The following is a 15,240-nucleotide window of genomic DNA, read 5'->3' as shown; positions in this document are numbered from 1 at the left end:
TATTATTCGGAGTATCCCCTATGACTAAAAAGTGGTTCACTGAAACCGTTGAGAATACCCAGCAGATGATGGGTGTAGCGCCAGAGCAAGGTTTGTCTTCACAAGAAGCGGCAGAGCGTCAATCTCAGTACGGTAAAAACGAACTTCAAGAAAAGGCAGGAAAATCTGCGCTTGAACTCTTTGCTCATCAATTTAAAAACCCACTGATCTTCATTCTTGGTGTGGGTGCCATTGTTTCCTATTTCACCGGGCATTTAGTGGATGCTATCGCTATTACTGCGATCATCTTTATCAATGCACTTATCGCGTTCTGGCAAGAATTCAAAGCCCAGAAAGGAATGGAAGCTCTACGCCAAATGGCCGCACCATCTGCACAGGTGAAGCGTGATGGCGAATGGATTGATATTCCAGCCAGCGACATCGTACCTGGTGATATCTTAAAAATCAGCACAGGTGACATCCTAGCTGCTGATGTTCGTATCTTAGAAGCCAACCGTCTGTCTATCGACGAAGCGGCGCTGACCGGTGAATCTGAGCCAGTAGATAAAACGGCTAAAGTGATTGACGACGAAACGGTAGGCCTTGGTGACCAGCTAAACATGGGCTTTATGACGACCATGGTTACATCGGGCACGGGTCTAGGTTTAGTTGTGGCAACAGGTATGCAGACCGAAGTAGGTCACATTGCCGACCTGATGGCGAACACTGAAGAAACTAAGACACCAATGCAAGAGCGTATGGACACCATCGCCAAGACATTGATGCTAGTTGCGCTTGGCGTAGTAGCAGTGGTGTGTGCAATTGGTCTTTATTATGGCATGCCTTGGTTAGAGATCTTAAACACAGGTATCTCACTGTCGGTAGCCGCTATTCCTGAAGGTCTTCCTACGGTAATCACTATTGTTCTGACCATGGGTTCTACTCGTATGGTGAAGAATAATGCTCTGGCTAAGCAGTTGGCTGCGATTGAGACATTAGGTTCTACCACGGTTATCTGTTCAGATAAAACAGGTACGCTCACTCAAAACCAAATGCAGGTGATGAAGGCGTATGATGCGAGCGGTCGCTATTGGGAAGTAAGTGGTAAAGGCTTCAGCCCTGAAGGTCAATTTAAGCCGCTATCGCACAGCACAGATGCAAAACACAGCCCAGAGATGATGAAAGGCTTAGTGGTTGCAACACTATGTAATGACTCTGAATACATCATGGATGGCGACAAGTCGACGGTTCGTGGTAACCCAACAGAGGGCGCACTGATAGTGGCCGCGGCGAAGGCGGGTCTCAACCAATCAGAGATGCTGACTTCAGGTGGCTATTCAATTGTTGAGAAGTTCCCATTTGACTCTTCTCGTAAGATGGCCTCGGTGATTGTTAAAGATCCAGAGGGTAACCATTTCCTTGCGATTAAAGGTGCACCAGATGTGATTCTTCGCAATGCTGCAGGCTTTATGGTTGATGGTATGCCAGTAGAGCACACACCAACCGCGACAGACGGCAACTTAGCGCTAGCGGCAAGCCCGAGCGAAGAGATTGTGGCGAACTATGAAGCGGCGATTGAGAACTTTGCTCAAGATGCACTACGTACGTTAGCGGTTGGCTATAAAGCATTAACTGAAGCTGATCTTGAGCGTGACCATAGTGAGCTTGAGCAAGATATTACGGTGCTTGGTTTATACGGCATCATGGATCCACCGCGTCCAGAAGTACGCGATGCCATTGAAAGCTGCTACCAAGCAGGTGTGAGAACGGTAATGATCACTGGTGACCACGCGTTAACAGCCGCGGCTATTGCTCGTGATATCGGTATCATCCGTAGTGAGAAAGACTTAGTTGTGACGGGTGCAGAGCTCGATGAGATGGACGATGACAAGCTTCGTCAAATCTGTCCAGAAGTTGCGGTATTTGCCCGTGTAACGCCAGAGCACAAGTTACGTATTGTTCAAGCTCAGCAGTTCAACAACGAAGTCGCTGCGATGACAGGTGACGGTGTTAACGATGCACCAGCACTGCGCCGCGCAGACATTGGCGTTGCCATGGGTATTACCGGTACGTCGGTTGCGAAAGACTCAGGTGACCTTATCTTACTGGATGACAACTTCAGCACTATCGTGAAAGCGGTACGCCAAGGTCGTCAAATCTTCGATAACCTTCGTAAGTTCATCCGTCAGGCTCTGACAGCGAACGTTGGTGAAGTATCGGTTATCCTGTTCGCGTTCCTAATGATGGGCCCAGAGGCTATCTTGCCGCTAACACCGCTAATGATTCTATGGATCAACTTGGTATCGGACGGTCTACCAGCACTAGCGCTTGGTGTTGAGCCAGAAGAGAAAGATCTGATGGAGCGTAAGCCTCGCAAACGTAACGAGAGCTTCTTTAGCGACCACTTAGGTACTCGTATCCTGACTCGTGGTCTGGCATTAGGTGGCATGAGCTACATGGCGTTTAATTGGGCACTGACGAACGGTTTCTCAGCGAACTACGCACAGACAATGGCATTTGCTATGTTGGTGTTTGCTCAGCTTTGGCATCTATTTGACTCACGTACCTTTACGTCGCTATACCGCAGAAACCCATTCACCAACCCGTACCTATTAGGTGCAGTAGCGGTGTCAGCGATTTTATCGCTAGGGGTTATCTACACGGGTCTAGGTCAGCTAATCTTCAACACAGAAGCACTAGCAGCAGGTCACTTATTCGGTGTCATTATGGCAGCATCACTACCGACGCTGGTTATGTCTGCAGTGAAAGAGGCTACTAAGATTAAGTGGGTTTAATCTCTCACTTGAGATAGTAAAAAGGCGCTCTAAAGAGCGCCTTTTTTGGGTTTGGTGGACCCTGCCTGCGCAGGCAGGAATCTACATACGGCGCACACCACCCCTAAGGATTCACATTCCGACTAATCGGGTTCTGCAATGAGATCAATGTCTCCGTCGATTGCACCTCTTCAATCGCTTGCAGCTTATCGATTAACACGTGCTGCAGTTCCTCAATCGAGCGACACATCAGCTTCACGAAAATGTTATAAGCCCCTGTGGTGTAGTAGGCTTCAACCACTTCATCTAAGGCATTCAGTTTCTCTAGTGCAGAGTGGTAGTCACGCGCAGCGTAAAGGTTAATACCGATAAAACAGCACACGTCGTAGCCGAGTTTTTTGGTATTCACGACCACTTCGGTACCTTCGATAATCCCAGCGGCTTTCATCTTTTCAATGCGCACATGGATAGTGGCAGGACTGACATCGAATTGCTTTGCCATCTCTGCATAAGGGCGACGGGCGTCTTCCATCAGTGTTTTTAGGATCGCTTTGTCGAGGTCATCAAGTCCATTAGTGGCATGCATATCGAGTCCTAGGTTATCGTCGTATTGATGGGGCTAAAGCTTATCACTATTTCCATCTGGTCGTCTTTGTGCGGATCACGGTTATTGGTCACCGTTGCGACTTGAGGTAAACTTGCGCGCTATACCTTAGCCTTATTCGGAGCCTATCTTGCAAATCCAACTTATCTGCGAACATGAGCCACGCCAACAACAGTTACTGGAACTTGCCAGTCGCTGGGGCTTAACGGCGTGCCAATCGTCTGAGTTCGCTCTGGTTTTAACAGAAGAACGGCTAGAACTACGCAAGTTGGATGAGCCTAAGCTAGGTGCTATCTTTGTTGATCTTGCCGGTGGTGCGGTGGCTCATCGTCGTAAGTTTGGTGGTGGCAAGGGACAGGCTATTGCTAAAGCAGCAGGGTTAAATAAAGGTGCGACACCCACTGTTCTTGATGGAACGGCAGGTCTGGGCCGAGATGCCTTTGTGCTGGCTTCTCTGGGTTGTAAAGTACAAATGGTAGAAAGACACCCGGTAGTGGCCGCTTTACTTGATGACGGACTTGCACGTGCTAAGCAAGATGAAGAGATCGGAGATTGGGTCAGCGAGCGAATGTCTCTGCTGCACGCATCAAGTCTGGAAGCTTTGGATTCCCTCGCCGATGACAGCCAGTTTGAACGCCCCGATATCGTTTATCTTGACCCTATGTACCCGCACCCAGAAAACAAGAAAAAGTCTGCTCTGGTAAAAAAAGAGATGCGTGTTTTCCAGTCTTTGGTCGGTGCCGATACTGATGCCGATGGGTTACTGGAGCCAGCTTTAAAGCTTGCGACTAAGCGTGTCGTGGTGAAACGTCCTGATTACGCCAATTGGCTGGATGAGAAAAAACCGACAATGGCGATTGAAACCAAAAAAAATCGTTTTGATGTTTATGTCAACGCATCAATGAGTTAACGCTCTTCATTTGTTTATTTGAGTAATTTGCTCGATGTAACTGGAGCAAGTTACTTGAAACTGCCCGCATTAGACGTTATATCTAACTAAGAATCATTCCTGTTTTCGTTGTCTGAGTGTTGGAGAGTGGTATGAGTAAGCGTTTGTGTAAGTTAAATCGTCGTGATATTAGCGACAACCTCGGTGAAATACACCGCTTAGTCACTGAGCCTAAATACTTATGCCGCTCCTGTTCCCGTTCTTCTGTGGACAAGTCAACGCTGTGCAAGCCTGCCGCGATTCCTCCTGCCTCTTGTCAAAGTAAGCCAGTTCACGAGCAACATCAATGTGGTGTTCTTGCTGAAGCTTTACCTCAAGTTCGCCCTGTTAAGCTGGATAAGCTCTCTGAGACAAATGTCAGCAAAACATCAGTGTTAGAGGCGAATTTGATTGATTCAGAGATGATGGAAGTGGTGGATAAAAAAGCAGTAAAGCGTGCCAAGAAAGCGCTCAAGGCACAGAAAAAAGCTCAGAAGAAATTGCTGAAAGTACTCAAGAAGAGCCAAAAGCTCGCTCGCAAACAGAGTAAGTTAGAACAGAAGTATCAGCTCGCGGCCAATGTGGTTGAGAAGCAGGTTGTTAAAGTGCAGCCAGAACAGCTGCACTAGTTTTCTCTAGTTGGAAGTCCTAAGCGTTATTGAACTGGGCTTCCGCTCTCGGTTTCACCCACAGTTCATTGACCACCAATGACAGCAGAATGATTCCGCCTCCAATCGATAGTTTTACTAAATCCACATCGCGATTCCAAATTACGATATTGACGATAAGCCCAGCAGGAACCAACAAGTTATTCATCACGGCCAGCGCTCCTGCATTGACCAGACACGCCCCTCTGTTCCAAATGAAATACCCCAAGCCCGATGCAATTACACCTAAGTAGATAAGCACGCCCCATTGCACGCTGGTGGTTGGCATCTTGTCAAAACTGCCAAACAGCGCAAAGGCAATCGTCGCCACGACGGTTGCTCCGAAGTAGAAGTAACCAAACACGCTATGCTGTGGAAGCTCGACGTCCGTTTGTTCCATCACATACTTATAACCAACCTGTCCGATAGCAAAACAGAGGTTGGCACCCTGAACCACGAGAAAACCCGTGATGAAGTTGTCGTTGATACCCGCAAACTTGATAAAGGCAGCGCCAGCTACCGCAATGGCGGCGGTGATTAAATACCAAGGAGAGAAGCGTCCTTTAAGGAAGTCATAGAAAAGTGTCACGTAAATGGGCGTAAAAACAGTGAACAGCAACACTTCAGGTACGGATAGCAATAAGAAGGACTGATAGTAGAAGCAATACATCAGGCCTAGTTGGATACCACCAATGGCCATCAGCTTGGCTTTTAAGGCTCCTGGCACTTGTCTAAAGTTAGTAAAAGGCAGGAAGACTAATGCGGCTAACACCACACGCATTAGAACTGAGAACCACGAATCCACCTGACCCGCTAGATAGACTCCGATGAGGCTAAAAGAAAAAGCCCAAAGCAGAGTGACAGAATAAAGATAACCCATTGCTTAAACATGTTGTTAATGTGAATGATGGAGTTATTGTAACATCTTTGTGAATCAATACAGATCGGATCAAAAAAGGCTTCTTTCGAAGCCTTTTACTGCAAGTTAGTCCTTAATCGGAACCACTAACATATCGACAGGTGAGGTATTGATAAGTTGGCGAGTCGAAGACAGGATTTTGCTCCAGAAATCTTGGTGATGACCGCATACCACAAGGTCGACATTGTATTCACCAATGGTATCGCGCAGCTCGTTGCTCAAATCACCGCTACCTACTAAAGAATGCTTAATTGGGTAGCCTGCGTATTCTGCGAAATCTCTTAATTGAGTCATCGAGGCTTCCATCGCCTGATGTTGCGTCTCGGCCATGTTTAAATCTATCAGCCCGGTGTACAACTCGGCATAATTGACATCAATATGGATAAATGAAACCTCTGCATTCAGTGGCTTCGCGAGAGAGACCGCCTTGTCTATGAGCATTTTGCTTTCTTCTGAGAGATCTAATGCGACCATAATATGTTTATAACCCATAACGCACTCCTCCTGACGTTAGTACTATGGAAAACATAGCATTTTCCTCCATAAAATTATGTTGATGTGATCTCAAATCGTTATCCAAAGTACAAATTTCAGGCGGGCACTCGTGATCCTGTGAAGACATATCACGTTCGAACAGAGACCCTGTTTTGTGTCAGGTAGTGATGGAAACGTGGAGTCCAAAAAGTTAATTCTCAGCAACAAGACAATAAATTGTGAGCAAAGTCGCCAAAGTTTTCTAGAATCAAAAGTAGCGATTGAGTATCCAGCAGGTTGTGAGTTTGGGTTTGAGATCAGAGACTCCTCAATAAGTTATGTTATAGTGGCGTTAACTTTTGAAATAAAATTAGGAGTCTAGAATGCTTTCTCCAGCAATGGTTCAGCATCTGAATGAGCAAATTAACCTCGAATTCTTCTCATCCAATCTATACTTACAAATGAGTGCTTGGTGTGAAGACAAAGGTTTTGAAGGCGCGGCGCTATTTCTTCGTAAACACGCTGACGAAGAAATGCAGCACATGCACAGACTGTTTACTTATGTCAGTGAGACTGGTGCGTTACCGATTTTAGGTAGCATCGAAGCTCCAAGACATGATTTCGAAAGCCTAGGTGATGTGTTCCGTGAAACCTATAAGCATGAGCAGATGATTACCGAAAGAATCAACAAGCTTGCTCATGTGGCGTTCACCGCTCAGGACTACTCAACGTTTAACTTTCTTCAATGGTATGTTGCGGAGCAACATGAAGAAGAAAAATTGTTTAAAGGGATCTTAGATAAGCTAGAACTCGTAGGTGAGAATGGTCAGGCGCTATTCTTTATCGACAAAGATTTAGCAGTGTTAGCAAAAGAGGGTTCTTCTTCCATTATGGACGCCCCAGCTGAGTAATCTCAGCGTCTAAAAGTCGACTGTTCGTCTTTTTCTCTTGGGTGTCTAGGAAGATGTAGGGAGGAAAAGATGATCAGTGGAGACACTATTCTATTAGCATTGATGCTCATTACTTCAGTCAATATGGCGAGGTATTTGACTGCACTACGCGCACTTATATTCATCATGCGTGAAGCACACCCATTGCTCTATCAGCAAGTGGATGGACGAGGCTTCTTTACGGCGCACGGCAATATGTCGAAGCAAGTGAGACTGTATCACTATCTCAAAACTAAAGAATACCTCCATCACCACGATCCAGTGTTTACCGGAAAGTGCGACCGAGTTCGTGAGCTATTTGTACTTTGCTGTGCGCTTATTGGTGTGACCTTGTTTGCTGGATTTTTGCTTTAACGACAAAGCGCTGCGGCACCTATTTTAGGGTGCGCTTGAGGTAACACAAGGAAGAGGCGAAGTTGTAAACCGGGCTAAAGGCATCGGGGAGTTGGCTTTATTTAATGAAGTCGCTAGAATAGCGCCAAATTGTCGAAAGGATGTGCAATAAGCACATCCTTTTTTTATTGAAATTCTTGTCGGAACGTCGTGATGAGTCAAAAAGTAGATGTGGTTGTTATTGGTGCTGGTGCGGCAGGTTTAATGTGTGCAGCAGAAGCGGGAAAACGTGGGCGCAGTGTGCTCGTGCTTGATCACGCCAAAAAACCAGGTCGTAAAATTCTTATCTCTGGTGGTGGTAAATGTAATTTCACCAACTACGACGTGTCAGCCAATAATTACCTGTGCAGCAATCCACACTTTGTAAAATCGGCACTGTCGCAATATACCAACTGGGACTTTATTGCCATGGTGAGCAAATACGGTATTGAGTTTGAAGAGCGCGATCACGGTCAGTTGTTCTGTTTAGAGTCGGCAAAAGATATCGTCAAGATGCTGCTGTCAGAATGTGAAACGCCGAATATTCGCTTCCGCTATCAAACCGATGTGCACAGCATTGAGAAGAGGGAATCAGGTTTCTCTCTGCACGCTGATACCGATATTATTGAATGTGAATCATTGGTCGTCGCTACTGGTGGATTGTCGATGCCTAAGCTGGGGGCGACCCCGTTTGGTTATAAGATTGCCGAGCAGTTTGGTCTCGAAGTAAAACCTACGACTGCGGGATTAGTGCCATTTACTCTGCACAAGGAAGACAAAGAGGATTTCGCGGAGCTATCGGGTATTGCGGTACCTGCGGAGATTACCGCTAATGATGGTACTTTGTTTAAAGAAGCCTTGCTGTTTACTCACCGTGGTCTGTCTGGACCGTCAGTGCTACAGATTTCTTCTTTCTGGAAACCAGGTCAAAGTGTGTCGGTTAACTTAGTTCCAGAAGCGGATATTGATGAACTGCTTGCCCGTTCGTTGGAGAAGCACCCAAATCAAAGCTTGAAGAATACTCTGGCTCGTGTGCTTCCTAAACGTTTAGTGGAAGTGCTTATTGAGCGCAAAGTATTTGCAGACAAACCATTGAAGCAGTACCACTCCAAAGAGCTGGTGGCGATTCGCGAAGCGCTAGAGCACTGGAAAATCGCACCGAATGGCACTGAAGGGTATCGAACAGCGGAGGTGACGCTTGGCGGCGTGAACACCGATCATCTCTCTTCTAAAACTATGGAATGCAAATCGATCCAAGGCTTGTTCTTTATTGGCGAAGTTATGGATGTCACAGGCTGGCTTGGTGGCTACAATTTCCAGTGGTGCTGGTCTTCCGGTTTTGTGGCCGGTCAGCACGTTTAATTAGCCAACCTTATTCAACATTCTATCTCGCTGGGCTTCTACACATTTGGAGAAGCCCGTCATGTTCTTACTATCCTCTTCAATCCGCTTTCTCCTATCTAAAAATGTGATGCGCTTAAAAGACCTTATTTGTTAAGTGGTAATTGGAGAAAATAATTCTCCAATTTTGGTTTTTGATAGTAAATAAGGTAAAAAAAATCTCTAACAAAGCTCGTATAGTGTACCTATTCGCTTAAAAGCATATCAGCCTGAAACGCTTGTTGAACGGGCTGAAATTCATAATTTTTGGTCTTGGAATTCTGAGGCTTGGTGAGTATAGGTGTATTTATGAGAACTGAACTTTGGGATGGTTTTACCCGCCTAATTAAAAAAGAAGTCGTACCTGCATTAGGTTGTACTGAGCCGGTGTCGGTTGCACTAGCGAGTGCGATTGCCGCTCAAAAGCTTGATGGAGATATCCAGAAGATCTCTGTCCATGTTTCCCCCAACCTAATGAAAAATGGCATGGGTGTAGGCGTTCCGGGAACGGGAATGGTTGGATTGTCTATCGCGGCCGCTATCGGCGCTGTGGCAGGCGAGCCAGAGGCTGGACTTGAAGTTCTCAAAAATATTACGCCAGACGATGTGACTCAAGCGAAATCATTGCAAAGTGCAGTGACGGTCGAAGTGGCCGATGTCCTCAACATTATTTATGCCAAAGTGGTGGTCAGTGACGGTGAACATCGCGTTGCTGTGACCATTGCAGACAGCCACACTAGTGTAATGTCTATTGAAGAAGACGGCTTAACCACTTACATCCATGCACAAGAGCAAGAGGCAAAAACAGCTTCTGAGCCAACAGAAAGTCCAATGAAAGATGCTTGTGCACAGGACATTTTTGATTTTGCCCTGAATGCGCCTTTAGAAAGCATCAGCTTTATTGAGCAAGCCTATCAGCTTAACAATGACCTATCCCATGAGGGGTTAAGCCAAGACTATGGTTTGCAAGTTGGCGCTACATTTAAGCGTAATGTCGATAAAGGTTTGCTTGCTAATAGCTTGATGACGGACGTACTTTGTCGCACTTCGGCTGCGTCGGATGCTCGTATGGATGGTGCGATGAAGCCAGCTATGAGTAATTCGGGTTCGGGAAACCAAGGTATCTCAGCAACAATGCCTGTTGTGGTGGTAGCTGAGCATGTGCATGCTGACCGAGAAACCATGATTCGAGCGCTAATGTTATCCCATCTAATGGCAGTCTATATTAAGAGCTATCAACATAAATTGTCGGCACTATGCGGAGCGACAACCGCTTCGATGGGAGCTGCGGCCGGAATGACATGGCTTCTTGGTGGTAACTTCAAACAAATTAGCGATGCGATATGTAGCATGATTGGTGACGTGGCAGGCATGATTTGCGATGGTGCAAAAACCAGTTGCGCGATGAAGGTCTCCTCCTCTGCTGGTGCTGCTTTTAAGGCGACATTGATGGCGCTGGACGGCATTCGCGTAACAGGAAATGAAGGTATTGTCTCAGAAAATGTGGATGAGTCTATTCGCAATCTTTCTAGTCTTGCAAATGGGGCGATGACTCAGACTGATGTTCAAATTCTAGAGATCATGGTGAACAAGTAACGCTCTTTGGTGCCCAAATTGCTCTATGTGTTGACAGGTAAAAATAAGCTAAATTGAATACAATAAAAGGCCAATGTTTCATTGGCCTTTTTACTTTTCTTGTAGGGTTGTTTTCTTCAACCTAAAACCACCTTCTTTCCTCTCTTTATGGAACGTATATTCGTGCTTAATGGCATGTTAGTAATATTTGTCATTAACGTTATTTTTTGTGTAATTGTTGAATTTATATTGCAAAGAGATATCTATAAGGAGCGCTTAGAATAAATATCATAAAATGGTTTATTATTCTTATTTGAAATAAAAGGCTTTTTATATATTGTTATTTATTATTAATGAAGATATAAAATTAGATCGGTTAATTGTTCGTGGTTATTTTATTTCCCATTGTGTGATCTTGTTCAACTTGACGAAAATATTAGTTAACGTTTTTATTGTTGTTAAATATTGTGCTATGTCACAAATATGCATTGATTAAAGTTTGGTTTTATTGATTGTAATCAAAGTGAGAAATTGTTTTTGTGCGGTGTCTCTATGAGTAGAATTATATTCTAATTATCTGTTTTAATTTAAGAAAAGGAAAAAATTTTTCTCATATTGTTAATGTACTCTCTAAAAATCATCTGAGTTCCACTTAGAAAATAACAAAAAATAGAACAATAATTAATTCCAAAACGGAGACGTACAATGACACAGATTAGTGATGGCATCGAGCTAAGAGAGCAAGAAACGCCTTACGAAAAAGCAGGAATGTCGCTGCAAGAATGGCAAAAAGCCATTAAATTCGATAGCGTAGATATTGGTTGGATTGTGATGAGTATTGGTATGGCTATTGGTGCTGGTATCGTATTTCTTCCGGTTCAAGTTGGGGTAATGGGACTTTGGGTTTTCTTACTCTCTTCGGTTATTGGTTACCCTGCCATGTACTTATTCCAGAAGTTGTTCATTAATACCTTGGCTGAATCAAAAGAATGTACTGACTATCCGGGAGTCATTACTGGCTATTTAGGCAAGAACTGGGGTATGGCTTTAGGTGCACTATATTTCATCATGCTGGTTATTTGGGTGTTAGTTTATTCTTTAGCAGTGACCAATGACAGTGCATCATACCTGCACTCATTTGGAGTGACAGAAACAAAGTTAAGCGATAATGTTTTTTATGGTCTAGCGCTTATTTGTGTGCTTTCTTTTATCGGTTCTAAAGGCGAAAAGTTGTTGTTTAAACTGTCTGGATTTATGGCAGTAACGGTCCTCTCTCTGGTTGCATTAATGGGGGTGCTTTTGGTTGCAAGATGGGACTTCAATAATATTCCAGCAGTGGGGAATATAGGCCCTATGATTAAAGATGCCATCATTACACTACCATTTACGCTGACCTCAATTTTATTCATCCAATCTCTTAGCCCGATGGTGATCTCTTATCGATCTCACGAGAAGTCTATCGAAGTTGCGCGTTATAAAGCGACTCGTGCGATGAAGATTGCCTTCGCGGTTCTCTTTGTTATCGTATTTTTCTTTGCCGTTTCCTTTACGTTTGCTATCAGCCAAGACCAAGCGGCCGATGCAATGAATCAAAACATTTCTGCGTTAGCGATTATTGCTAAATATTTCCCAGGCAGCTGGGCGACAATTGCTGGTATCGTAATTAATATCTTTGCGGTAGTGACGTCTTTCTTCGGCGTGTTCTTGGCATTTAAGGAAGCGTGTACTGGTTTGGCGATGAACGTGATACTGCGTAAATACGATGAGTCCCAAGTAGATGCTAAATTGATCAGCAAATTGGTTACCGTATTCATCATTTTACTTGCTTGGGGTGCTATCGCCATCAATGCCCCAATCCTATCGTTCACTTCGATATGTAGTCCTGTATTTGGTTTGGTGGGCTGTTTGATTCCGGCTTACTTGGTGTATCGAGTCCCGCACTTAGCGAAGTACAAAGGCATGGCAACCAACATGATTATCATAACGGGCGTCCTGCTTTGTATCTCTCCATTTTTAGCGTTCTTGTAATCAAGTACATAGTTAGACGCTAGTCTAAAAAACGCCGAGCATTGAGCTCGGCGTTGTTGTTTTACATTATCCATTTCCACCAAATGAATAAGGCGAGGAAACCGAACAAATAGATTAAGCCTAGAATTGACAGTGCTTTTAGCTTGCTGCCCATCTGAAGAGCTGTCGGTAGCTCAGTTTTGGAGACAAGAATGTAGTTCAAAAGAGCAAAAATAGGCGTCGTCACAAAGGCCATGATCATCGCAAAGTTGAGCATTGGCATTAGCGCTTGAGCAAAGAAGGCAATGATAGAGATCGCGACAATAGAGACCACGATAACCCAGGCTTGATAAGTCTTCGGATTCTCTTCCGTTTGATTTTGTAGTAGACGTTGTGACTCCGCGATGGCGCGTGAATAACCGTCGATCACCGTGATTGTACTACCAAAGATACAGAAGAAGGCGATAACCGCAATGAGATAGCGAGACCATTCACCGATAGTCGAGGCATACATGCTCACCAACTGATGGGAGAATCCTACGCCTGATGCTGAAAGCTCAGTACCAGAACCATGAATCACCAAAGCGCCTAAGGCGACAAAAACAATCGCCAATACCGCAGTACCAATATAACCGACGTTGAAATCAAACAATGCAGACTCTGCAGTCACTTTTTGTTTCTTACACTGGCTCTTAAGCCACATAGATGTGATGCTAGAAATCTCAATTGGAGCAGGCATCCAACCCATGGTAACCACAATGAAGCCAATGGCGGCAATCGTCCAAGGAGAAGGGGATTGATAATCTGCCGGAGCTACACTGCCGTTAGAAGCGGCGATAATGACAGCTGTAACCGTCGCGACGGTGAGTGTTGCCATGATGGCTTTTGACAGCCCATCCAATGCTCTGTAGTGCCCTGCAAACAAAATTGCTACACAAGTAACTAAGACCACGCCACATAGAGCTAACGAAGGCAGTTCAAAAGGTAAGAAATAGCCAAGTAGGCTGGCACTGAATAGTAGAAGCGCAGCGGTGTTTACCACTGCGGAAATAACATTGAGAATCGTGAAGACCCAAAGGTAGCCGCGACCAAGCCCCGCGTAGCCTTGAATAAGGCTATCACCAGTACCGACGGTATATTGCACACCTGCTCGGAAGAATGGGTATTTAAAGAGGTTTACGAGCAGAATGAGTGCAGCCAATTGCCAACCATAAATAGCACCTGCTTTGGTTGAAGCGACGAGATGCGAGCCGCCAACGGCTGCGGCAGCCATCATGATACCGGGGCCAAGTGAACGAACTAATTGAGAGATGCCGGGACGAGCGGCACTGGATGAAGGAATGGAGTTATCCATAAAGCATTTCCTTTGTCATTATTATCCATAGAGGGAGTGTTGGGCTGTATCTAAATGTTTACACTTTAATTATTAATTTATTTAGTGCGTTTACATTTCTACAGGTTTTTTAGAGTGATGCAATGCCGAAAAGGCAATGTCATTTTTCAATTTGGAGTGATTGCTTGTATGAGTGACTTTTTCTGGAATTTTATGCTAATAAAAAGAAGGGCGAAAAAGGTTCGTTTTTGAGAACTAGGTAAAAAAAGTATGAAAAAAACGGCTGATGGCACAGTAAACCAAGCGTTTAAAACGTTTGGTTTACTGCAGGTGAGAAGCGGAATGAGGTTATGCTTTGCGTTTGATTTGCTGAACAACCAGTCCGATAACAATCAGTACTAAGCCAACTAACGTGGATGGATGAATGTCTTCGCCGATAACATATGCCAGCAACATCAATGAAATAAACGGTGACGCAAATATAAGGTTACTAATACGAGCGGTGTTCTGTGTTAGTTTCAGCGCACTTAGCCATAAGACAAAGGTTATGCCCATCTCAAATAGGCCCACATAGGACACGGCCAGCCAACCTCTGATGCTGATGGTTGACCACGCTGCGCCTTCATAAAGTGCAACGGCAAAGGCAAACGGCAGTGCGACTAAAAAACCGAGCAACACGCCGACAACAGGATCGGCGGTATTGCGAGTATTTAAGATCCAATAACCCGCCCAAAGTAGAGTAGAAAGCAGGGCTAAACCGACGCCAGCAGGACTATCGAACTGTAATCCCAGCACATCGCCTTTTGTGGCGATAACCACAACCCCTAAATAGCCCAGCGCACATGCAAACCAGTCTTGAGGGCGAATTTTCTGCTTGAGAAAAACCGCGGCCATTAAGGTTAAGGAAATGGCCCAACTGTAGTTGATGGGCTGAGCTTGCGAAGCTGGTAGCAAGTCGTAAGCTTTGAACAAAATGAGGTAATACGCTAGCGGGTTAATCAAACCAAGTAGCAGATAATAAAATGGGTTTGAGACAAAGGTGGTCTTTACTTGCGACAAGGTACCTTGAAATGCGCAGACTGCGACTAAAGCAAGGGTAGAAGCGAATGAGGCTGCCGCGACCATTTGTGCTGGTGTGAATTCAGCTAAAGTCAATTTAAATGCCGTCGCGACTGTTGACCACAGGAGGACAGCGGACAATCCGAAGATGATTGCCTTGCGTTCGTTATGCATGAAAGTGAGTCTGGGTGAATAGGTTAGAATGTCAGCATCTTACCAGTGAATAAGGTGATGGGAAC

General features: G+C 45.0%; 13 protein-coding genes. 8 read left to right on the top strand and 5 right to left on the bottom strand.

From position 1 onward, the window contains the following. Window positions 1-20: 20 nt before the first annotated feature. A complete protein-coding gene (locus AWH66_RS17800; protein WP_063604199.1) occupies window positions 21-2,774 on the top strand; it encodes a cation-translocating P-type ATPase in 2,754 nt (917 codons plus the stop codon). 103 nt (window positions 2,775-2,877) lie between these two features. Here the strand turns inward: AWH66_RS17800 and asnC are convergent, their stop codons facing one another. Then, window positions 2,878-3,339, bottom strand: coding sequence for a transcriptional regulator AsnC (asnC, locus tag AWH66_RS17795; RefSeq protein WP_006072083.1), 462 nt, complete (start codon window positions 3,337-3,339; stop codon window positions 2,878-2,880). A 148-nt stretch (window positions 3,340-3,487) separates the two neighbouring features. On the opposite strand from asnC, the gene AWH66_RS17790 reads away from it, so the two are divergent. Together AWH66_RS17790 and AWH66_RS17785 are read left to right on the top strand one after the other, a co-directional pair. Continuing rightward, window positions 3,488-4,267, top strand: coding sequence for a class I SAM-dependent methyltransferase (locus tag AWH66_RS17790; RefSeq protein WP_063604200.1), 780 nt, complete (start codon window positions 3,488-3,490; stop codon window positions 4,265-4,267). Window positions 4,268-4,398: 131 nt separating this feature from the next. Continuing rightward, on the top strand, window positions 4,399-4,914 hold the full coding sequence (locus tag AWH66_RS17785; RefSeq protein ID WP_063604201.1) for a hypothetical protein: 516 nt from the start codon (window positions 4,399-4,401) through the stop codon (window positions 4,912-4,914). Between the two features lie 19 nt (window positions 4,915-4,933). Here AWH66_RS17785 and AWH66_RS17780 read toward each other — a convergent pair whose 3' ends face one another. Together AWH66_RS17780 and uspA are read right to left on the bottom strand one after the other, a co-directional pair. After that, window positions 4,934-5,812: a carboxylate/amino acid/amine transporter gene (locus AWH66_RS17780; protein ID WP_063604202.1), complete on the bottom strand. Its 879-nt coding sequence runs from the start codon at window positions 5,810-5,812 to the stop codon at window positions 4,934-4,936. Window positions 5,813-5,917: 105 nt separating this feature from the next. Beyond that, window positions 5,918-6,343, bottom strand: a complete 426-nt coding sequence (gene uspA / locus AWH66_RS17775) for a universal stress protein UspA (RefSeq protein ID WP_063604203.1) — start codon at window positions 6,341-6,343, stop codon at window positions 5,918-5,920. A gap of 365 nt (window positions 6,344-6,708) precedes the next feature. Here uspA and ftnA point away from each other — a divergent pair, with 365 nt between their 5' ends. From ftnA to AWH66_RS17750, 5 genes are all read left to right on the top strand, one after another. After that, a complete protein-coding gene (gene ftnA, locus AWH66_RS17770) occupies window positions 6,709-7,236 on the top strand; it encodes a non-heme ferritin (RefSeq protein ID WP_006072091.1) in 528 nt (175 codons plus the stop codon). A gap of 69 nt (window positions 7,237-7,305) precedes the next feature. Continuing rightward, window positions 7,306-7,629, top strand: a complete 324-nt coding sequence (uspB, locus tag AWH66_RS17765) for a universal stress protein UspB (protein WP_006072092.1) — start codon at window positions 7,306-7,308, stop codon at window positions 7,627-7,629. 192 nt (window positions 7,630-7,821) lie between these two features. Further along, entirely contained in the window at window positions 7,822-9,009 is a 1,188-nt protein-coding gene (locus AWH66_RS17760; RefSeq protein ID WP_063604204.1) for a BaiN/RdsA family NAD(P)/FAD-dependent oxidoreductase, read from the top strand. Window positions 9,010-9,336: 327 nt separating this feature from the next. Further along, on the top strand, window positions 9,337-10,623 hold the full coding sequence (locus tag AWH66_RS17755; RefSeq protein ID WP_063604205.1) for an L-cysteine desulfidase family protein: 1,287 nt from the start codon (window positions 9,337-9,339) through the stop codon (window positions 10,621-10,623). Window positions 10,624-11,307: 684 nt separating this feature from the next. Beyond that, on the top strand, window positions 11,308-12,630 hold the full coding sequence (locus AWH66_RS17750; protein WP_063604206.1) for an SLC5/6 family protein: 1,323 nt from the start codon (window positions 11,308-11,310) through the stop codon (window positions 12,628-12,630). Between the two features lie 61 nt (window positions 12,631-12,691). On the opposite strand, the gene AWH66_RS17745 is transcribed toward AWH66_RS17750, so the two are convergent. After that, window positions 12,692-13,963 carry an NRAMP family divalent metal transporter gene (locus AWH66_RS17745; RefSeq protein WP_063604207.1) on the bottom strand — a complete coding sequence of 424 codons (1,272 nt, stop codon included), beginning with the start codon at window positions 13,961-13,963 and terminating at the stop codon, window positions 12,692-12,694. A gap of 327 nt (window positions 13,964-14,290) precedes the next feature. Further along, complete coding sequence (locus AWH66_RS17740; protein ID WP_063604208.1) at window positions 14,291-15,175, bottom strand: DMT family transporter; 885 nt, start codon at window positions 15,173-15,175, stop codon at window positions 14,291-14,293. Window positions 15,176-15,240: the final 65 nt, after the last annotated feature.

Source organism: Vibrio barjaei, assembly GCF_001639065.2.
GTDB classification, from domain to species: Bacteria; Pseudomonadota; Gammaproteobacteria; order Enterobacterales; family Vibrionaceae; genus Vibrio; species Vibrio barjaei.
Note: the sequence above shows the minus strand (reverse complement) of the source record. Positions and strands in the feature narration are given on the sequence as shown.

Coding starts and splice junctions, on each gene's coding strand:
- ftnA (WP_006072091.1), top strand. CDS start 6,709: ATGCTTTCTCCAGCAATGGTTCAGCATCTGAATGAGCAAATTAACCTC.
- AWH66_RS17760 (WP_063604204.1), top strand. CDS start 7,822: ATGAGTCAAAAAGTAGATGTGGTTGTTATTGGTGCTGGTGCGGCAGGT.
- AWH66_RS17755 (WP_063604205.1), top strand. CDS start 9,337: ATGAGAACTGAACTTTGGGATGGTTTTACCCGCCTAATTAAAAAAGAA.
- AWH66_RS17785 (WP_063604201.1), top strand. CDS start 4,399: ATGAGTAAGCGTTTGTGTAAGTTAAATCGTCGTGATATTAGCGACAAC.
- uspB (WP_006072092.1), top strand. CDS start 7,306: ATGATCAGTGGAGACACTATTCTATTAGCATTGATGCTCATTACTTCA.
- AWH66_RS17745 (WP_063604207.1), bottom strand. CDS start 13,963: ATGGATAACTCCATTCCTTCATCCAGTGCCGCTCGTCCCGGCATCTCT.
- AWH66_RS17780 (WP_063604202.1), bottom strand. CDS start 5,812: ATGGGTTATCTTTATTCTGTCACTCTGCTTTGGGCTTTTTCTTTTAGC.
- AWH66_RS17750 (WP_063604206.1), top strand. CDS start 11,308: ATGACACAGATTAGTGATGGCATCGAGCTAAGAGAGCAAGAAACGCCT.
- AWH66_RS17740 (WP_063604208.1), bottom strand. CDS start 15,175: ATGCATAACGAACGCAAGGCAATCATCTTCGGATTGTCCGCTGTCCTC.
- AWH66_RS17800 (WP_063604199.1), top strand. CDS start 21: ATGACTAAAAAGTGGTTCACTGAAACCGTTGAGAATACCCAGCAGATG.
- uspA (WP_063604203.1), bottom strand. CDS start 6,343: ATGGGTTATAAACATATTATGGTCGCATTAGATCTCTCAGAAGAAAGC.
- asnC (WP_006072083.1), bottom strand. CDS start 3,339: ATGCATGCCACTAATGGACTTGATGACCTCGACAAAGCGATCCTAAAA.